This window comes from Brevundimonas sp. (assembly GCF_003248455.1).
Taxonomy (GTDB): domain Bacteria; phylum Pseudomonadota; class Alphaproteobacteria; order Caulobacterales; family Caulobacteraceae; genus Brevundimonas.
In genome coordinates this window covers 15076-34696 of record NZ_QFNM01000009.1, presented here as the reverse complement: position 1 = coordinate 34696, position 19621 = coordinate 15076, and the positions used below count along the sequence as shown (strand labels likewise).

The 19621-nt window shown below is 68.0% G+C and carries 19 protein-coding genes; 12 read left to right on the top strand and 7 right to left on the bottom strand.

Going from position 1 to position 19621, the window contains the following annotated elements; genetic code table 11:
* The first annotated feature begins 6 nt into the window (after positions 1-6).
* Positions 7-885, top strand: a complete 879-nt coding sequence (locus DI624_RS05125; protein WP_291536435.1) for a LysR family transcriptional regulator — start codon at positions 7-9, stop codon at positions 883-885.
* A gap of 34 nt (positions 886-919) precedes the next feature.
* Here DI624_RS05125 and hemF read toward each other — a convergent pair whose 3' ends face one another.
* The 3 genes from hemF to DI624_RS05110 all read right to left on the bottom strand — a co-directional run bounded on the left by hemF (position 920) and on the right by DI624_RS05110 (position 2994).
* A complete protein-coding gene (gene hemF, locus DI624_RS05120) occupies positions 920-1801 on the bottom strand; it encodes an oxygen-dependent coproporphyrinogen oxidase (RefSeq protein WP_291536433.1) in 882 nt (293 codons plus the stop codon).
* 69 nt (positions 1802-1870) lie between these two features.
* Complete coding sequence (locus tag DI624_RS05115; protein WP_291536431.1) at positions 1871-2437, bottom strand: DUF2726 domain-containing protein; 567 nt, start codon at positions 2435-2437, stop codon at positions 1871-1873.
* 107 nt (positions 2438-2544) lie between these two features.
* Positions 2545-2994 carry a tRNA (cytidine(34)-2'-O)-methyltransferase gene (locus DI624_RS05110; RefSeq protein WP_291536430.1) on the bottom strand — a complete coding sequence of 150 codons (450 nt, stop codon included), beginning with the start codon at positions 2992-2994 and terminating at the stop codon, positions 2545-2547.
* A 194-nt stretch (positions 2995-3188) separates the two neighbouring features.
* Here DI624_RS05110 and petA point away from each other — a divergent pair, with 194 nt between their 5' ends.
* From petA to DI624_RS05085, 5 genes are all read left to right on the top strand, one after another.
* Positions 3189-3740, top strand: a complete 552-nt coding sequence (gene petA / locus DI624_RS05105; protein WP_291536428.1) for a ubiquinol-cytochrome c reductase iron-sulfur subunit — start codon at positions 3189-3191, stop codon at positions 3738-3740.
* 15 nt (positions 3741-3755) lie between these two features.
* Complete coding sequence (locus DI624_RS05100) at positions 3756-5060, top strand: cytochrome b N-terminal domain-containing protein (protein WP_291536427.1); 1305 nt, start codon at positions 3756-3758, stop codon at positions 5058-5060.
* A gap of 5 nt (positions 5061-5065) precedes the next feature.
* Positions 5066-5941, top strand: coding sequence for a cytochrome c1 (locus tag DI624_RS05095; protein ID WP_291536426.1), 876 nt, complete (start codon positions 5066-5068; stop codon positions 5939-5941).
* Positions 5942-6088: 147 nt separating this feature from the next.
* Positions 6089-7747, top strand: a complete 1659-nt coding sequence (locus DI624_RS05090) for a M28 family metallopeptidase (protein ID WP_291536425.1) — start codon at positions 6089-6091, stop codon at positions 7745-7747.
* A gap of 69 nt (positions 7748-7816) precedes the next feature.
* Positions 7817-9460: a M28 family peptidase gene (locus DI624_RS05085; protein WP_291536424.1), complete on the top strand. Its 1644-nt coding sequence runs from the start codon at positions 7817-7819 to the stop codon at positions 9458-9460.
* Positions 9461-9464: 4 nt separating this feature from the next.
* Here the strand turns inward: DI624_RS05085 and DI624_RS05080 are convergent, their stop codons facing one another.
* The gene (locus DI624_RS05080) at positions 9465-10895 is read right to left on the bottom strand and encodes a short-chain fatty acyl-CoA regulator family protein (RefSeq protein ID WP_291536422.1); all 1431 of its coding nucleotides are present in this window, start codon (positions 10893-10895) and stop codon (positions 9465-9467) included.
* A 156-nt stretch (positions 10896-11051) separates the two neighbouring features.
* Between DI624_RS05080 and aceA the strand changes: the two genes are divergently transcribed.
* Entirely contained in the window at positions 11052-12332 is a 1281-nt protein-coding gene (aceA, locus tag DI624_RS05075; protein ID WP_291536421.1) for an isocitrate lyase, read from the top strand.
* A gap of 19 nt (positions 12333-12351) precedes the next feature.
* Positions 12352-12561 (top strand): hypothetical protein, encoded by a 210-nt coding sequence (locus DI624_RS05070; RefSeq protein ID WP_291536419.1) that lies wholly within the window; start codon positions 12352-12354, stop codon positions 12559-12561.
* Between the two features lie 68 nt (positions 12562-12629).
* On the opposite strand, the gene DI624_RS05065 is transcribed toward DI624_RS05070, so the two are convergent.
* Both DI624_RS05065 and DI624_RS05060 read right to left on the bottom strand, forming a co-directional pair.
* A complete protein-coding gene (locus tag DI624_RS05065; protein WP_291536418.1) occupies positions 12630-13769 on the bottom strand; it encodes a hypothetical protein in 1140 nt (379 codons plus the stop codon).
* Between the two features lie 83 nt (positions 13770-13852).
* A complete protein-coding gene (locus DI624_RS05060; RefSeq protein ID WP_291536417.1) occupies positions 13853-14788 on the bottom strand; it encodes a ribose-phosphate pyrophosphokinase in 936 nt (311 codons plus the stop codon).
* A gap of 190 nt (positions 14789-14978) precedes the next feature.
* On the opposite strand from DI624_RS05060, the gene DI624_RS05055 reads away from it, so the two are divergent.
* The 4 genes from DI624_RS05055 to recN all read left to right on the top strand — a co-directional run bounded on the left by DI624_RS05055 (position 14979) and on the right by recN (position 18169).
* On the top strand, positions 14979-15833 hold the full coding sequence (locus DI624_RS05055) for an outer membrane protein assembly factor BamD (RefSeq protein WP_291536416.1): 855 nt from the start codon (positions 14979-14981) through the stop codon (positions 15831-15833).
* Positions 15834-15871: 38 nt separating this feature from the next.
* A complete protein-coding gene (locus DI624_RS05050; RefSeq protein ID WP_291536415.1) occupies positions 15872-16177 on the top strand; it encodes a BrnT family toxin in 306 nt (101 codons plus the stop codon).
* The gene (locus DI624_RS05045; protein ID WP_291536413.1) at positions 16137-16409 is read left to right on the top strand and encodes a BrnA antitoxin family protein; all 273 of its coding nucleotides are present in this window, start codon (positions 16137-16139) and stop codon (positions 16407-16409) included. Before DI624_RS05050 ends, DI624_RS05045 begins: the two co-directional genes overlap by 41 nt.
* Positions 16410-16471: 62 nt before the next feature.
* On the top strand, positions 16472-18169 hold the full coding sequence (recN, locus tag DI624_RS05040) for a DNA repair protein RecN (RefSeq protein ID WP_291536412.1): 1698 nt from the start codon (positions 16472-16474) through the stop codon (positions 18167-18169).
* Positions 18170-18701: 532 nt separating this feature from the next.
* Here recN and DI624_RS05035 read toward each other — a convergent pair.
* Complete coding sequence (locus DI624_RS05035; protein WP_291536410.1) at positions 18702-19619, bottom strand: cobalamin biosynthesis protein CbiG; 918 nt, start codon at positions 19617-19619, stop codon at positions 18702-18704.
* Positions 19620-19621: the final 2 nt, after the last annotated feature.

The window sequence follows — 19621 nt, the reverse complement described above, 5'->3', positions numbered from 1 at the left end:
TCAATCGTGACCCTGGAACGCCTGCGGATATTCGTCGCCGTCGCCGAGCGGGACCATGTGACGGCGGCGGCGCGGGCGCTGAACCTGACCCAATCGGCCGTGTCGAACGCCATCGCGGCCCTGGAGACGGAGCATGGGGTGCGCCTGTTCGACAGGGTGGGGCGGGGGATCGTGCTGAACGAGACGGGCCGGGCCTTCCTGCCCGAGGCGAAGGCGGTGCTGGCGCGGGCCCAGGCGGCGGAGGCGGCGCTGGCGGACATGAGCGCGCTGCGGCGCGGGCGACTGGCTGTGTTCGCCAGCCAGACCATCGCCAGCTACTGGCTGCCGCGCCGCCTGGTGGATTTTCACGCCGTCTATCCCGGCGTCGAACTTGCGGTGGAGATCGGCAATACGCGCGAGGCGACACTGGCCGTGCTGACCGGCGCCGCCGAGATCGGCCTGGTCGAGGGGGTGGTGGACGAGCCGGCCCTGGCGCAGACGCAGGTAGGATCCGACCGCCTGGCGGTGCTGGTGACGCCGGACCACCCTTGGGCGGGCTCGCGACAGCTTCAGCCGCGCGAACTGACGACCCAGCCCTGGGTGCTGCGCGAGGTCGGATCGGGCACCCGTTCGACATTGGAGGCGGCGGTGCGCGAGGCGGGCGTCGATCCGGCCGAACTGTCGGTGTCGATGACCCTGCCGTCCAACGAGGCGGTGCTGGCGGCGGCCGAGGCGGGAGCGGGGGCCACGGCCCTGTCGGAAAGCGTGGCCTATGCCTCGGTCGCGGCCGGTCGGCTGGCGACGGCCCCCTTCACCCTGCCGGAAAGGCCGTTTCGCCTGTTAAGGCACAAGGAACGCTATCGCAGCCGGGCGGGAGATGTTTTCGAGCAAACGATGATGCGTTGATGCTCTCAATCCTGCGGATTCTTGTGTGCCGCAATCAAGGCCACTTCACCACGGGCGGCATGGACGACAGGATGGAGTCCACGTTCCCGCCGGTCTTCAGGCCGAACAGGGTGCCGCGGTCGTAGAGCAGGTTGAACTCCACATAGCGGCCGCGCCGGACCAGCTGTTCCTCGCGCTCCTCCGCCGTCCAGGGCTCGGCCATGCGGGCGGCGACGATCCGGGGATAGACGTCCAGGAAGGCCAGGCCGATGTCGCGGGTGAAGGCGAAGTCGCGGTCGTAGTCGCCGCTGTCGTGATGGTCGTAGAAGACCCCGCCAGTGCCGCGCGGCTCCTGGCGGTGGGGCAGGTAGAAGTATTCGTCGCACCAGGCCTTGTATTTGGCGTGCCAGGTCGGGTCGTGGGCGTCGCAGGCGGCCTTCATCGCGGCGTGGAAGGCCAGGGTGTCGGGATGGTCCTGGCGCCGATCCGCTATCAGCACCGGCGTCAGGTCGCCGCCCCCGCCGAACCAGCGCTTGGTCGTGGCGATGAAACGGGTGTTCATGTGGACGGCCGGCACGCGCGGGCTGACCGGATGGCAGATCAGGCTGATCCCCGTGGCGAAGAAGCGCGGATCGACCTCGGCGCCCGGCACGGTTCGGGCGTAGTCGGCGGGAAAGGCGCCGTGAACGGTCGAGACGTGGACGCCCACCTTCTCGAACAGCCGGCCTTGCATCATCCCCATGACGCCGCCGCCGCCCCCGGGCCGCGTCCAGGGGGTGCGGACGAAGCGGCCGGGTTCTCCGGGGAACAGATCGGCGGGCGCGGCGTCCTCCAGCGCCTCGAAGGCCGCATGGATGCGGTCGCGCAGATGCTCGAACCAGGCGCGGGTCTCGACCTTCTTCAGGTCGAGCGGATCGGAGAAGACGGCGTCGCTCATGCGTGCTTGAACCACGTCGCGCCCGCCGCGTCATCCGGCAAGCCGACCGATCACATTAGGAAATCGGAGTTAGGCCACGACCAGATTGGCATCGGATGCGCGCGCCTGCATCGCCCTGGCGATGTCACGTTCGATGTCGTCCGCATTGTGCTGCGGCGTGGCTTCGATATAGGCGATCCCAGCGCGCTGAAGCGCGGCCTTCTTAACCGCGTCCCTTGCATGGGCCGTGCCCTGATAGTGGCCCTCGCCCTGATATTCTATGGCAGCCAAGGGAAAGCCGCTGTTCGATATGAGCAGTATGTCGACACGCTTGCTGTTTATTGCGCGATAGGCGACGTCATCGGGGGAACGAAGAATTTCTCCCAGACAAACCTGGGCCATGACGCGCCCCTTGATATCGAGGCGCTTCACGGCGCGTTCCGCAGCGTAGAAGACCGAAGCCTCGGCGCGCGACATGATCGGGCGGGCTTCGAAAGCCGCCGTCATGACGGCTTCCAACTGATTGGCTGCGGTCGGGGGAACGGTGGCGGGGCGAGGTCGGCGCCTGGGTCGGCCGACCCATTTTCTGCGGCGGTTTTTGCGTCCTCTCGCCGCTTCCCATGCGGCCAGGATCGCAATGAAAGTCACGATCGCCACCAGGACCGCTATTGTATCCGCCATGCTCGCCCTTTCAGCCACACCGAAGGGAAACCTTGTCGACCGGAAGTTGTCTTGTCGCTAATGGACGAGGTAAATGCGCAGCTTCAGCCGATCTGCCCCGTCTGTCTCAGCCCCTCCCACAGGGCGACGCCCGCCGTGACCGACAGGTTCAGGGAGCGGGCGCCGGGGCGCAGCGGCACGACGACGCGGGCGTCGGCGGCGGCGTGGACATGGTCGGGGGCGCCCGCGCTCTCCTTGCCGAACAGCAGGACGTCGTCGGGTCGGAAGACGAAGTCGGTCAGGGGCGTCGCCCCCCTGGTGGTGAACAGGACCAGCCGTCCGGCCGGGCGGTCGGCCTGGAAGGCGTCCCAGTCGGCGTGACGGGTCATGTGCGACAGAGGGCCGTAATCCAGGGCCGCCCGCTTCATCGCCCGGTCGTCGAAGCGAAAACCCGTCGGCTCGATCACATGCAGATCGACGCCGAAACAGGCCGACAGCCGAATGCACGCGCCGACGTTCTGAGGAATGTCCGGTTGAAAAAGGGCGAGACGCATTCTAAGCCCGTTGATACGCGCGGCGAGGGGGTTTGTCGCGGTCTATTTGCGAACGTTTCGCAAGAAACGTCAGCAGCTTGCGCGAAAGAGGGCGCAGGTCGGGACCGTGGGGAAACACCGGCGTCGCTGGTTGGTTTGGCGCCGTGGCTGGGGAGGCCTTTGGGCTTTTCCTGCGGCGATCGGGAGGTGGAAACTTGGCCGAATCGGTCGTGCATACCCAAGACGCTGGCGATTCCGAAAGCGACGATCCCAATCGTCGCGACTTCATCTATATCGCGGCGGGCGCCGCGGCGGTCGGCGCGGGCGCGATGGTCGCCTGGCCGCTGATCAACCAGATGAACCCGGCGGCCGACACCCTGGCCCTGGCCTCGATCGAGTTCGACCTGACCAAGGTGCAGGAAGGCCAGCAGGTCGTGATCAAATGGCAGGGCAAGCCGGTGTTCGTGCGCTATCGCACCCCGGCCGAAATCCAGAAGGTCGTGGCCGAGGGCGCGGTGGGCAGTCCGCCGCAGACCGACCAGGAACGCACCAAGGCCGGCCACGAGCCCTATCTGGTCGTCGTCGGATCGTGCACACACCTGGGCTGCGTTCCGACCTTTGGCGCGGGCGATTACGGCGGGTGGTTCTGCCCCTGCCACGGCTCGCACTACGACGCCTCCGGCCGCATCCGTAAGGGGCCGGCGCCCCTGAATCTGGTGGTGCCGGATTACGACTATCTGTCCGACACCCGCGTCAAGATCGGCTGAGGACAAGGGGGGACCATGAGCGACCACGAGAGCACCTACGTCCCGAAGACGGGCGTCGAGAAGTGGCTGGACAGCCGTCTGCCCATCATTCGCTTCGGCGCGGACTACATGTCCCTGCCGACGCCCAGGAACCTGAACTACTGGTGGACCTTCGGCGGCATCCTGGCCCTGTGCCTGGTGACGCAGATCGTCACCGGCATCGTCCTGGCCATGCATTATACGCCCAACGTCGACCTGGCCTTCGCCTCGGTCGAGCGGATCATGCGCGACGTGAACGGCGGCTGGCTGATCCGCTACGTCCACGCCAACGGCGCGTCGATGTTCTTCATCGCCGTCTATCTGCACATGCTGCGGGGGCTCTACTACGGCTCCTACAAGGCGCCGCGCGAGATGATCTGGATCATCGGCTGCGTGATCTTCTTCCTGATGATCGCCACCGCCTTCCTGGGCTACGTCCTGCCGTGGGGCCAGATGTCCTTCTGGGGCGCCGAGGTCATCACCAATCTGATCGGGGCCATTCCCGGCGTCGGCGAGCCGATCCTGATCTGGCTGCGCGGCGGGCCGGCGATCGACAACGCCACGCTGAACCGCTTCTTCTCGCTGCACTATCTGCTGCCGTTCGCCATTCTGGGCTGCGTCGTCCTGCACCTCTGGGCCCTGCACGCGGCCGGTCAGAACAACCCTGTCGGCATCCTGATCCCCAAGGATCGCGAGAAGAAGGACATGCTGCCCTTCCACCCGTATTTCACGGTCAAGGACGGGTTCGCCATCATCCTGTTCCTGATCCTGTTCGCCATCTTCGTCTTCTATCAGCCGAACGCCCTGGGCCACGCCGACAACTACATCCCGGCCAACCCGCTGCAGACCCCGGCGCACATCGTGCCCGAATGGTACATGCTGCCCTTCTACGCCATCCTGCGCGCCGTTCCCGACAAGTTCGGCGGGGTGGTGGCGATGTTCAGCGCCATCGGCGTGCTGTTCGTCCTGCCGTGGCTGGATACGTCCAAGGTGCGCTCGATGCGCTATCGCCCGACGATGCGGACCTTCTTCATCATCTTCCTGGTGGTGGGCGTCGGCCTGGGCTGGTGTGGCGGGCAACTGCCGGACGCGCCGGTGATCGGGTCGTTCAAGACCTTCACCCTCTTCGATGGCGACCTGAACAGCTATCTGTGGCTGACGCGCCTGTTCACCCTCTACTACTTCGTCTTTTTCCTGATCATCCTGCCGCTGGTGGGGCTGAAGGAGACGCCCCTGCCGATCCCGGCGACGATCTCCGAGCCGGTGCTGACCGGCGCCGACGCCGTCGAGCACAAGGGGTGAGGGGCATGCCGATCGGAACCAAGACCATGTCGTTCAAGACGATCATCGCCTCGGCCGCCGTCGCCCTGGGCCTGCTGGGCGCCGCCGCGCCCGCCCTGGCCGCGGGCGGGGCCGCTCATCCGCGCTCGGGGGGCTTCAGCTTCGAGGGGCCGTTCGGGACCTATGACCAGGGCCAGCTTCAACGCGGCTACAAGGTCTATCACGAGGTCTGCGCCGCCTGTCACAGCATGAACCTGATGCATTACCGGAACCTGGGCGACCGCCACGGGCCGTTCTGGAATCCGAAATATCCGAACCCGAACGACAATCCCGTCGTGAAGGCCCTGGCCAGGGAGGTGCAGGTCGCCGACATCGACAGCGAGACCGGCGAGCCGATCCAGCGCGACGCCACGCCCGCCGACAAGTTCCGCAGCCCCTATCCCAACGCCACGGCGGCGGCGGCGGGCAACGGCGGCGCGGCGCCGCCCGACCTGTCGGTGATGGCCAAGGCCCGCCACGACGGCGCCAACTACATCTATTCGCTGCTGTCGGGGTATCGGAACCCGCCGGCCGGCCTGACCATCCGCGACGGCCAGCACTACAATCCCTATATGGCCGGCGACCTGACGCCGTTCTGGGACGAGACCAAGGGCCATGTGCCGCCCGGCGGCTTCATCGCCATGCCGCCGCCGCTGACGGACGGGCTCGTCACCTATGACGACGGTTCGCCCCAGACGGTGGACCAGTACGCCAAGGACGTGGCCGCCTTCATCGCCTGGACGTCCGAGCCGAAGATGGTGGAGCGCAAACAGGCCGGGTTCGGCGTGCTGATCTATCTGCTGATCTTCGCCGGCGTCACCTACGCCGCCTATCGCCGCATCTGGAAGGGCGTCGCCCACTAAGCCTGCGTCGGTTCGACCTTTTGGCCCGTCGAAACGCGCTTCGGCGGGCCTTTTCATTTGCGACGTTTGGCGCAGCGCGCGGAATCGACACGATGGATTTCGCCGCCTAGGGTCCACTATCTTTTCCGGCTGTGGGGCCCCTCAACCATGCGTCTTGTGTCTTCGTTCGCCGCGGTCCTTCTGGCCGGCGTCGCCCTGTCCGCCTGCGCAACCACGGAGACGACGCAGGCCCCGCCCGTCTTCGATGCGGCGCGGATTTCGCAGGACATCAAGACCCTGTCGGACGACAGTTTCGAGGGGCGCGGCATCGCCACCCCGGCGGAGGACAAAGTCATCCGCTATCTGAGCGAAGGCTACGCCGCAGCCGGCTTCCAGCCGGGCGGGCCGAACGGTCAATGGACGCAGGACGTGATCCTTAACCGCTTCACCCAGTCCAACGTCCACGCCTCGCTGAAGCTGGGCGACTGGACCCTGCCGATGACCCAGGGCCGGGAGGTCGCCGTCTCGACCCGCCGTCCGGCACAGCGCGTCAGCCTGAAGGACGCGCCCCTGGTCTTCGTCGGCTATGGGATCAACGCGCCCGAGCGTCAGTGGAACGACTTCAAGGGCCAGGACCTGCACGGCAAGATCCTGGTCGTGCTGGTCAACGACGCCGACTTCGAGGAGCCGGCGCTGAACACCTTCGGCGGCAAGGCCATGACCTATTACGGCCGCTGGACCTACAAGTACGAAGAGGCGGCGCGCCAGGGCGCGGCCGGGGTTCTGATCGTGCACGAGACGGCGCCGGCGTCCTATGGCTGGCAGACGGTGGCCAACTCCTGGGGCGTGCCTCAGTTCGACATCCTGCGCCAGAATGCGGCGGCCGAGCGCGTGCCGATGGAGGGCTGGATCCAGCGCGACGTGGCGGTCGATCTGTTCCGCCGCGCGGGCCTGGATTTCGAAGCGTCGAAGGTGAAGGCGCGCAGCCGCGACTTCCAGCCCGTCGTCTTGGCCGGCGCGTCCTTCTCGACCGAGTTCGACGTGGCGACCAGCCAGGTCACGAGCCGCAACGTCATCGCCCGCCTGCCGGGGACGACCCATCCGGACGAGACGGTGCTCTACACCGCCCATTGGGACCACATCGGCATGGGCGAGCCGGACGCGACCGGCGACCGCATCTTCAACGGGGCGGTGGACAACGCTTCGGGCACGGCGGGCCTGCTGGAGCTGGCGCGGATGTTCGGCCGCGCGCCGCGCACCGAACGCTCCATCGTCATGATCAGCTTCACCGGCGAGGAAAGCGGCCTGCTGGGTTCGGAATACTATGCGGTCAACCCAGTCTATCCGCTGGCCAGGACGGTGGGCGGCTTCAACATGGATTCGATGAACGTCTATGGCCGCGTCGCCGGCCTGGGCGTCACCGGATACGGCCAGTCAGACTTCGACGAGCGTTTGGCGACGGCGGCCCAGGCGCAGGGGCGCGCCCTGGTTCCCGATCACGAGAACGCGGCCGGCACCTATTATCGTTCGGACCATTTCCCGCTGGCCAAGCGCGGCGTGCCGATGGCCTATGCCGGCAGCCGGGGCGATTTCCGTGACGAGCCGATCGCCGTGCGCGAGGCCGCCCGGTCGGAATACGGGGCCAAACGCTATCACCAGGCGGCGGACGAATGGTCGCCGGACTGGGACTATCGCGGCATGATCGAGGATCTGACCGTCTTCTACGATGTCGGCCGCGCCCTGGCCGACAGCCGCGACTGGCCGCAGTGGAAGCCGGGGTCGGAGTTCGCACCCGTGCGCGCGACCACGGCGTCCGAGCGCCGCTGATTCACCGATCCTTCACGCGGGGCGGGGGGACCTCTCGTCCCGTCCGCCGTTTCCTGTCGAGCAAGCCTTATGATTCTTCGCCGTTCACCCCTGGTCGCCCTGGCCGCCCTGGCGCTGGCCGCCTGCGCCGCCACGCCGATCCCTGTCCCCAGCCAGCCGGTCGACGCCTTCGCCGTCGCCTCGGCCGCCACGCCGCAGTTCAGCGCCCAGCGTCTGTCGGACCACATCAAATACCTGGCCTCGGATCAGATGGAGGGGCGGTTCCCCGGCCTGGTCGGAGAGCGGCTGACCCTGGCCTATCTGCAGGCCCAGTACGAGGCGATGGGGCTGGAGCCGGGCGGGCGCGACGGGTCGTGGCTGCAGCCGGTCGAGCTGGTGCGGTTCACGCCCGAACGGGCGCCGACGGCGGCCTGGACCGGGGCGGACGGGGCGCGTCACGTGCTGACGTCGGGGACCGACATCACCCTGCGCGCCGGGGCGGCCGATCCGGTGGTCCAGATCGCCGGCGCCCCGTTGGTCTTCGCCGGATACGGCGTCTCGGGCCCGACCTGGGACGACTACGGATCGACCGACCTGACCGGCAAGGTCGTCGTCGTGTTGCGCGGCCAGCCCGAAAGCATGGGGGCGGACCCCAACTTCTACGGCTCGACCACCCACAAGATGCAGGAGGCGCTGAAACGCGGCGCCGTCGGCGTCATCACGCTTCAGGATCAGGACGGCCGCTGGCGCCGGGCCGTCGGCGGGGCGTCCCGGCCCCAGATGACGGTCAAGGGCGCCGAGGACGCGCGCTTCACCGGAGCGATCAATCTGGCCACGGCGACCGCCATCGGGGGCGCGCCGTTCGAGGCCGCTCTGGCCAAGGCCAAGGTCGGCGCCCTTGGCGGGGCGGTCGCCCTGCCCGCGCGGCTGGACGTGGACATCGCCGAGACGACCGAGGTCATCCATTCCAACAATCTTCTGGCCAAGATTCCGGGCACGGAGCGGCCGGACGAATATGTCTTCTACTCCGCCCACTGGGACCATGTCGGCAAGGCCAGGACGCCCAACGCCGACGGCGACGACATCTTCAACGGCGCCTGGGACAATGCGTCGGGCACCGCCGGACTGATCGAGATGGCGCGGGCGTTCAAGGCCGGGCCGGCGCCCAAGCGCACCGTCGTCTTCCTGCACGTCACGGCCGAGGAGCAGGGGTTGCTGGGATCGGAAGCCTATGCCGCCGATCCCGTCTATCCGCTGGCCAGGACGGCGGCGGACATCAACATCGACATGCTGCCCTTCACCCCGGCGACGCGGGACGTGGCCGTGTTCGGCGTCGGCAAGTCGGAGCTGGAAGACATCCTGGCCCGGTTCGCGGCGGCGCAGGGGCGGGTCGTGACCGGCGACGGCTATCCTCAGGAAGGCTTCTACTACCGCTCCGACCATTTCAACTTCGCGGCGGGCGGCGTGCCGGCCCTGATGCCCTGGACCGGGCGCGACTTCGTCCAGGGCGGGATCGAGGCGGGCAAGCCCTATTACGAAGGGCAGATGGAGCGGTACTATCACAAGCTGACCGACGAATGGCGCGCCGACTACGACTTCATGGCGGCCCTGCAGAACCTGGACCTGCTGTATCGGCTGGGGCTGACCGTGGCGGACAGCGAAAGCTGGCCCGCGTGGAAGCCGACGGCGGAGTTCAACGCCATCCGCGACCGCACGGCCGACCAGCGGCGCTAAGGCGTCAGGCCGCGCCGAACGGGTAGGGGCTGACGGACTTGGACCAGTCGTCGACCGCCAGCGGACGGTCGATGGGGGCGGCGGCCCGTTCGGCGCAGGGGTGGCGGTGGCACAGGCGGCAGGCGGGGCCGATGGGGGTGGCCTCCGGGCTGTCCAGGTCCAGGCCCCGCGCATAGGTCAGGCGATGGGCGTGGCGCAGTTCGCAACCCAGGCCCACGGCCAGGTCGTGCCGCTCGCCATGGCCGTCGTGGCCCTGGCGCTCGACCGTGCGGGCGAAGGTGAACCACCGATTGCCGTCGGGCGTCTCGATGATCTGGGTGACGATGCGGCCGGGCGTGCGGAAGGCCGAGTGCAGCCGCCAGCGCGGGCAGGCGCCGCCGAAGCGGGAGAAGGGAAAGGCGCCGGCGGCATAGCGTTTTGATATGTTGCCCGCCTGGTCCACCCGCATCAGGAAGAAGGGCACGCCCCGCGCGGTCGGCCGCGACAGGGTGGTCAGCCGATGCGCCGCCTGTTCGTAGCTGACGCCGAACCGGCCCTGGAGCCGGGCCAGGTCGTAGCCCGTCTCTTCCGCCGCGCGCTGGAAGGCGGCGTAGGGCATCAGGATGGCGGCGGCCAGCGTGTTGGTCAGGGCGACCTTCAACAGGGACCGGGTGGGGGCGTCCGGCGCGGCCGAAGCCTCCGCCATCCGATGCAGGTCGGGCCCATGTTCGACCAGAGCCAGCTGATAGGCGATGGCGAAGGCGCGCGACGCGGGGCCGAGCGTCTCCGACAGCAGCAGACGGCGGCGGTGCAGGTCGTAGCGGCGGGTCCATTCCACCATCACCTCGGCCGGCAGGGTGCGGACGCCCAGGTCGTGCCGGGCCGCCAGGCGCTGACGCGCGGCGGGTTCGAACCCGTCGGCATGGGCCGGCGCCTCCGCGGACAGGATTTCGGCCAGGGTCTCGCCCATCTGGTCCAGTTCGGGGAAATGGTTGCCGCGCGACTGGATATGTTCGCGCACCCAGTCGGCCGGGCTGGACTCGACCAGACCCTCTCCGGTCTCGGCGGCGGCGCGCGCCTTGGCGCGGCCGTCGTCGAAGGCCTGATACAGCCGCAGCAGGGCGTCCGCGACGCCGGGCGCCTCTTCCAGCAGCTGCACCAGTTCGTGGCGGGGCGCCGACAGCCCCTTGAACAGGGGGTCGCTCAGGATTTCCGCCAGCCGCGCCTCGTCGGCTGCGCCCGCCTGGTTCAGGCTGCGCAGATCGACGTCGTAGGTTTCGGCCAGCCGCAGCAGAAGCTGGGCCGAAACCGGCCGCTGATTGCGTTCTATATGGTTCAGATAGCTGGGGGAGACGCCCAGGTCCGCGGCCATCGCCGTCTGGGTCAGGGCCAGGTCGCGCCGCAACCGCTTCAGCCGTGCGCCCAAGAAAAGCTTTCGGTCGGTCGCGACGTCCATGCGCCGAAAATGTCATAAAACGACCAGTACTGCAAAGTCATTATGTGACAAAATGACTTCAATATCGCGTTTACCGATGTGTCAGTCGTGACTTCGGCGTGTTCTTATCTTTGAGACGGCGGCTGCGGCCGCGCCCTTCAGAGACCGAGTTCGATCATGACCACCTTCGCCGATCTGGTTCCTTCGCCCGCCGGCCGTTTCGACGGCATCGAGCGTCCCTATACGCCTGAAGACGTGCTGCGCCTGCGCGGTTCGGTTCCCGTCACCCATACGCTGGCAGAGCGCGGCGCCAACCGCCTGTGGCAGTTGCTGCATGACGAGCCCTTCATCAATGCGCTCGGCGCCGTCACCGGCAATCAGGCGATGCAGATGGTCCGCGCGGGCCTGAAGGCCATCTATCTGTCGGGCTGGCAGGTCGCGGCCGACGCCAACACCGCCTCGGCCATGTATCCCGACCAGTCGCTGTATCCGGCGAACGCCGCGCCGGAGCTGTGCCGCCGCATCAACCGCACCCTGCAACGCGCCGACCAGATCGAGCACGCCGAAGGCGGCGCCAAGCGCGACTGGTTCGCCCCCATCGTCGCCGACGCCGAGGCCGGCTTCGGCGGGCCGTTGAACAGCTTCGAGATCATGAAGGCCTTCATCGAGGCGGGGGCCGCCGGCGTCCACTTCGAGGATCAGCTGGCGTCCGAGAAGAAGTGCGGCCACCTGGGCGGCAAGGTGCTGATCCCGACCCAGGCGCACGAACGCAACCTGGTCGCCGCGCGCCTGGCCGCCGACGTCATGGGCACGCCGACCATCACGGTCGCCCGGACGGACGCCGAATCGGCCCAGCTGATCACCTCGGACATCGACGAGCGGGACCAGCCCTTCATCGACCGGGAGAACCGCACGCCGGAAGGCTTCTTCCGCCTGAAAGAGGGCACGGGGCTGGACCATTGCATCGCGCGCGGCCTGTCCTACGCCACTATCGCGGACCTGCTGTGGTGGGAGACGAGCCACCCGGACCTAGAAGACGCCAAGAAGTTCGCCGAGGCGGTGCAGAAGAAATATCCCGGCAAGCTGATGGCCTACAACTGCTCGCCGTCGTTCAACTGGGAGGCCAAGCTGGACAAGGCCACCATCGCCAAGTTCCAGCGCGAGTTGGGGGCAATGGGCTACAAGTTCCAGTTCGTGACCCTGGCCGGCTTCCATGCCCTGAACAACTCGATGTTCGAGCTGGCCGATGGTTATCGCGACAACGGCATGGCGGCCTATTCGGAATTGCAGCAGCGCGAGTTCGCCAACGAGGCGCGCGGCTACACCGCCACCCGCCACCAACGCGAGGTCGGCACCGGCTATTTCGACCAGGTCGCCACGGTCATCTCCAACGGCACTTCGTCCACCACGGCGCTGAAGGACTCGACCGAGACCGCCCAGTTCACCCACGCGGCTTGACCCGGAAAGGAACCGCATAATGGAACCGCTGACCCGAACCGAAGCCATCATCGACTTCTGTCTGGCCCCCCTGGCGCTGGATACCGGCACGGAGGCCGAGCGCGAGGTGCGCCGGCGCATGACGCACGTGCTTCGCACCTATCAGGCCAAGATCGCCAATCCGGTGTCTGTGGACTTCTCGTCCATGCCGTCCCAGGTGATCAACGAGGCGGCCCACGGCTACGAATAGGTCGCCCGTCGATAAAAAAGGCCCGCCTCGATCGCTCGGGGCGGGCCTTTCGTCGTTCTGGAGAACGGTCAGCGGCTCGTGGTCGGGCCGGCGTTCAGGGACTGGGTGGTGGTGACGGCCGGCGCGGCGGCCGGGGCGGCGGCAGGGGCGGGCGCCGTGGCGGCGACGGGGGTGCGGACCGGGGCGCCCGTCTCCTGCGGATCGCCGACGACGATGGTGGTGATCTGCGTCGCCTCGGTGGCGCAGGTCGCCAGGTCGCGCGTGACGTGCCGGCCCAGGCAGAAGATGTCCTCATAGCTGGGGCGCGAGGCGGCCAGGCACTGGAACAGCATCAGCTTGGACATGTTCAGGCAGAATTCGCTATTCGGCTCGCGGGTCAGAGCCTCGGTGTTGACCCGCGCCTCGTCGCCGCCGGCGCCCAGGGCGCCCAGGGCGGCGATGGCCAGCGAGCGCACGACGGCGGGCGTATAGGGCGGGCTCTTGCGCGCCGGCTCCAACCCCAGGCCCGTTCCGCTGTTGCCGGCGGCGAACAACAGGGCCGATTCCTCGGCGGAGGGCAGCATGTCCACTTCCGACAGATGTTTGGCGCCCTCCAGCCGCACCTCGCGGTTGGCGATGGGGGTGATGGCCCAGCGGCGGCGCGGATCGCTGCGGCCCTGGATCGTATAGGCGTCCTGTTCGATGCCTTCGGCGATGGCGCGCATGGCGATCGCATCCTTGCCGATGGCGCTGGCGATCAGGCCGGCGGCGGCGTCGGCGCCGGGCAGGGTGGCGGCGTAGGCCGGATCGGCGACGATCTGGGCCACCATCTGCTGACGCTGGGTCGGATTGGAGGCGTACTGGCGCACCCCGGCGACGAACTCGGGCGACTGCATGGCGATGATGGCGCCATAGGCGATCAGGCCGCGCGACAGCTGTTCGGCGTCGTAGGAGGCGCCCTTGCGGATCGCGGCCTGGATCGATTCCGCGTCGGGGAAGCCGCCGGGCTGGATGGTGCGGGCCTCGCGCAGGAAGGCGACGTAGATGGAGGCGGCCTCGGCCACGCCCTGGTTCAGGGAGATGGGCGGGGGCTGGCGGGCGGCGGCCTCGGCGGCCAGCCGCTGGGCTTCCAGCTCGGCTTTGGAGGGTCCGCTCTCGCAGCTGGCGAGCATGACGGCGGCGACGAAGGCGACGGCGGAAACGCCGCGGCGCAGGGGGGCCGATTTCATTGGAACATCCTCAAGGCGATCACGCGCGCAAAAGCGCCAACACTATGGGCGCTTATAAGGCGATCCGTATGATTACCCGAGGGTTAATCGAACAGTTTGGAGACCGATTCCTCGTTGGCGATCCGTCGGATAGCCTCTCCGATCAGCGGAGCCACGGAAACCGCACGGATTTTCGCGCAGTTCAAAACTTCGTGGGGCTGTTCGATGGAGTTGGTGATCACCAGCTCCTTCAGCGGGCCGTCGCTGATGCGCTTGACCGCCGGGCCCGACAGGACGCCGTGGCTGATATAGGCCGAGACCTCGGTCGCGCCCTGGTCGATCAGGGCCTTGGCCGCATTGACCAGGGTGCCGCCCGAATCGACGATGTCGTCGAACAGGATGCAGCGACGCCCCTGGACGTCGCCGATGATGTTCATGACCTCGCTTTCGCCCGCCTTGGGCCGGCGCTTGTCGACGATGGCCAGGTCGGCGTCCAGGCGGCTGGCCAGGGAGCGGGCGCGGACCACGCCGCCCACGTCCGGGGAGACGATCATCAGACTGGGGTCGCGGCCGTAGGTTTCCTTGATGTCCTGGGCCAGGACGGGCGTGGCGACCAGATTGTCGGTCGGAATGTCGAAGAAGCCTTGAATCTGGCCGGCGTGGAGATCCATCGTCAGCACGCGGTTCGCCCCGGCGCGGGTGATCAGATTGGCCACCAGCTTGGCCGAGATCGGGGTGCGTCCGCCGGTCTTCCGATCCTGACGCGCATAGCCGAAATAGGGCATGACCGCCGTGATCCGCCTGGCCGAGGCCCGCACCAGGGCGTCGGTGATGATCAGCAGCTCCATCAGATTGTCGTTGGCAGGGTAGGAGGTCGACTGCAGGATGAAGACGTCCTCGCCCCGGACGTTTTCCTCGATGACGGCGAAGACCTCGTTGTCGGCGAACCGCTTGACCTGGGCCTTGGTCAGGGGGGCGTCCAGGTGGTCGGCGATCGCCTGGGACAGCGCACGGTTGGAGTTGCCAGAGAGCAGCTTCATCGGCCGGTCATCCTTTCGCCGTCATCCGCCCCCCATGAACGACGGTCGGTTGGCGCGCTCTTTACCAGCGGAGCCGGGCAGGGCAAGTCACATGCGGAGATTTCCTCGGCATGGCGCGGCCCGGTCGCGGGTGCTAGAGATCGCCGCGTTGTTTCCGGGGGAAGGGGCCCAGCGCCTTTCCTCACACGTCATGGGGTCGTCCTTGTCCGCTTCTAAGTTCCGTTCCGGCATGGTGCTGATGGCCGCGGCGCTCGCCGCCGTGACGATTTCCGGCTGCTCGGGCACAAAGCGTCCGCGTCTGGCCTATGAGGAGCGCCCGGTCGAGGCGCTCTACAACACCGGCTACGACCGTTTGCAGCAGCGCCGCTGGTCCGACGCCGTGGACTATTTCCAGGAAGTCGAACGCCAGCACCCCTATTCGGACTGGGCGCGTCGGTCGATCCTGATGCAGATCTACGCCTATTATCAGAACAACAACTACGCCGACGCCATCGCGGCGGCCGACCGGTTCATCCAGCTGTTCCCCGGCAATCCGTCGGCGGCCTACGCCTTCTACATGAAGGCGGTCTGCAACTTCGAACAGATCACCGACGTCGGTCGCGACCAGGGCTACGCCACCGCCGCCCTGGCCGGTCTGAAGGATGTGGCGCGCCGCTATCCGGGCACGCCCTACGCCTCGGACGCCGCGGTCAAGATCGACATGGTCAACGACCAGCTGGCCGGCAAGGAAATGAACATCGGCCGCTACTATCAGCGCGCCAACCAGCCGCTGGCCGCTCTGAACCGCTACAAGGCCGTCATCGCCAATCCCGACTATCAGCGCACCTCGCACACGCCCGAGGCCCTGTATCGCCTGGTCGAGGTGAACCTGCAGCTGGGACTGAAGGAAGAGGCCACCCGGAACGGCGCGGTCCTGGGCTACAACTATCCGGGCAGCCCCTGGTACGCCGAGGCCTACGCCCTGCTGACCGAGAACGGCCAGGCGCCCGAAAAGGCGCCGGAGGGCAAACGCGAAAGCTGGCTGAAACGCCTCATTCCGGGCTGAGGCCGTTCTTGACGATCAGAGTTTATGTAGCTACATAAATGATCGTCTTCGACCCGGACAAGGACGCCGCCAATATCGCCAAGCATGGCGTCTCCCTTTCGCGGGCCGGCGACATGCAAATGGATGAAGCCTTGATCGAGGTGGACGACCGCTTCGATTACGGGGAGCCCCGATGGATCGCCTATGGCGAACTGGATGAGCGACTTCACGTTCTGGCGTTCACCCTTCGAGGCGGAAGCGTGCGGGCGATCAGCCTGCGAAAGGCCAATGACCGGGAGCAGAGATATGTCGAAGACCAAAGGCGTGTCGGAAGCGCCGACCGAGCCCTTTCTCGACGACGATGATGCGCCGGAGTTGACCGCGGAGCGCGCGGCCAAGCTCCGTCCCGCGCGAGACGTTCTGCCCGACGACATCATCGACCAGTTCAAGCGGTCGCCCGGCAGACCGAGGTCGGAAACCCCGAAGAAGCAAGTCACCCTGCGCATGGACGCCGACCTGATCGAGCATTGGCGCGCCAAGGGGCCGGGGTGGCAGTCCGGCATCAACGCCGCCCTGCGGCGCGCGTCGGGGCTGTAATTCCTGATTTGTTCTTTGATCCGCCGCGCTAGACTGACGGCGATGTCGAATCGCGTGCGCCCATGCTGACCGCCCTGTCCATCCGCGACGTCGTCCTGGTGGATGCGCTCGATCTCGAGGTCGAGCCGGGGCTGACCGTGCTGACCGGCGAGACGGGGGCGGGCAAGTCGATCATTCTGGACGCCCTGGGCCTGGCGCTGGGCGGACGGGGCGATGCGGGCCTGGTGCGGCGCGGCGCCAGGCAGGCGGTGGCGACGGCGGTGTTTTCGGCCCCCGACGATCCCGATCTTCTGGCCCTGATCGCGGACAAGGGGTTCGAGGCGCGGCCGGGGGAGGATCTGATCCTGCGGCGCGTCCTGGGCGCGGACGGCCGCAGCCGGGCCTATGTCAACGACCAGCCCGCCGGGGTGACGGCCCTGCGCGAGATCGGCGCGGCCCTGGTGGAGGTGCATGGCCAGCACGAGACCGTGGGCCTGCTGGACTGGCGCACCCACCGCGCGGCGCTGGACGCCTATGGCGGGCTGCAACCCCAGCTTCTGGCCGTCGCCGCCGCCGCGACCCGGCTGAAGGCCGCAGAGGCGAAGCTGGCGGAACTGAAGGCCCAGGCCGCCGACGCCGCCGCGCGGGCCGAGGAGATCGCCCTGAACCTGTCCGAACTTGACGCGCTGGACCCCCGCGCCGACGAGGAGACGGAGCTGGCCGGGGAACGGGCCCTGCTGGGCGCGGCGGAAAAGGCCATCGCCGACCTGGCCGACGCCCGCACCCAGCTGGGCGGCGACAAGTTGAGCCAGAAGCTGGGCGCGGCCCTGCGCGCCGTCGAACATGCGCGCCAGCGGGCGGGGCAGGCGGGGGCCGAGGGCGACCACCCGGTCATCCTGAAACTGTCCGCCGCGGTGGAGGCCATCGACCGCACCATGGTCGAGGCGGCCGAGGCCGTCGCGGCCGTGGACGCCGCCGCCGACGCCTTCGACTACGAACCCGGTCGGCTGGACAAGGCCGAGGAGCGGCTGTTCGCCCTGCGCGCGACCGCACGCAAGCTGAACACCACCGTCGACGCCCTGCCGGCGCTGCGCGTGCGGCTGCGCGAGCAGCTGCGCCTGATCGAGGACGGCGAGGAGGCCCTGACCAATGCCGGCCGCGAAGCCGCCAAGGCGGCCGAAGCCTATGATCTGGCGGCCGAGTTCCTGACCTCGGCGCGCGAGGCGGCGGCCGAACGGCTGACCGCCGCCGTCATGGGCGAACTGGCGCCGCTGAAGCTGGAGCGGGCGCGGTTCCGCGTGGCGCTGGAGCGGATCGAGGGACGGCGGGGACCGGAAGGGCTGGAGACCGTGCGTTTCCAGATCGCCACCAACGCCGGAACCGACTTCGGCCCGCTGGACGCCATCGCCTCGGGCGGCGAGCTGGCGCGTTTCGCCCTAGCCATGAAGGCCGCCCTGGCCAGCCGCGAGGACGTGCGCCAGCCGGTGATGATCTTCGACGAGGTGGACCAGGGCGTCGGGGGCGCGGTGGCCGAGGCCGTCGGCTCGCGCCTGAAGCGGCTGTCGACCGGCGCCCAGGTCCTGGTCGTGACCCACAGCCCCCAGGTCGCCGCGCGCGGCCACGCCCACTGGAAGGTCAGGAAGGCCGAGGACGAGGGCCTGACCACCACCACCGTCGTCGCCCTGGACGAGGAACACCGCCGCGAGGAGATCGCGCGGATGCTGTCCGGCGCCGCCATCACCGACGAGGCGCGGGCGGCGGCGCGGGCGTTGATCGGCTAGGTCAGGTCGGACCGGGACGATCCGACAGGCCGGGCGAGCGGCGCCTTGGCTCGATCTTTGGGGCTCGATCTTTGGCCCGATCTCAGGCGCGAAAAACACCGTCTGAATAGTGTGAATCGTCTGAAATCCTGCGACGGACAGCAATGTCAAAGACCGGGCGACCCGTGCAGGCGCGAAAAACACCGTCTGAATGGTGTGAACCGTCTGAAATCCTGCGACGGAAATCAATGTCAAAGACCAGGCGACCAGGTTCAATCGACATTCATTCCATGACCGTCATTCCGGGGCGTCCGAAGGACGAACCCGGAACCCAGGAGGCGAGCATCAGCCATTGATGCGTTCAACAGCGCGACCGTGGCCCTGGGTTCCGGGTTCTTCGCTCCGCTCAGCCCCGGAATGACGCCTGTATTCAAGAATGTCGACGAACCCAGTGTCGCACGGTTTTGGAGCGTGTCAGGTCGAAAGGGGCGTCGCGCCGTCACGGCGTTGAAAAGGCGGCGGGTTTCCTTTCGGAATAGGCTGGGGGCGCGGCTCAGACCCCCAGAATCCAGCCTTCTTCCCGTTCGACCTGTTCGATCAGGTCGGGCGTGGCGGTCTTGGGCGCGCCGAAGGCCCTGGACAGGTCCCCGGCGTCGTCCATCCGGGCCAGGGCCTCGGCGGCGGCGCGGACCTGGGCCTGGTCCTTGAACTCGCCCGGTTCCGGCCGGGTCTCGAACATCGAGGGCCAGACCTCGACCACCAGGGCCGACAATGGTTCGACGTCTTCGGGCGTCAGTTCGCGCCAGCCCGTGCCGAACGGCCAGACCGCGCCGGAGGGGCCCAGGCTTTCCAGCAGGCGGCGCACCGCCGGGATACCGACCAGGGTCTGGCCGCCCACGGCGCCGGCGCCGTGCATCTGCCAGACGCTCTTGGGCTGAAGCCGGCCCTTGCGGGCGGCGTCTTCGGCGGCGCGGAACTCGGGGATGTCGGCGCCGGCCCCTGCGGGCGGCTTGGTCGTGGTCAGCCAGCGCTGCGCCTGTTTGGCCGGGGCGCCCCAGAAGGGCCAGGCCTCGTCCGTCATCAGCCGGTTCATCTTGGCCGCGACCTGATAGCGGTTGTTGGTGTTGTCGGGCTTGTCGACGATGTTGGCGGCGAGGAATTTCCACATCAGCTGCCACGGGGCCTGCCCGGACGTCCCCTCCAGCTTCAGACGCGCGGCCGTGCCGACCGGGAAGCCCAGGTTGAAGTCCAGCCCGACCAGAACCCGGTCTCCGCGCTTTCGGTGATCGGCCAGGATCGAGGCCAAGAGCGCCTCGCCCTCTGCGCGCGTGGCGACGTTGTGGGTCTCGGCATAGAGGCGGAACCGCACGTCTCGCTTGGCCACGCCGATCCACAGCGAGGCGTCGCCCAGCTTCCTGGTCTCGGCGGCGGTCCAGTCGGCGACGACATAGGCGTCGAAAAGGCGGGCCAAGG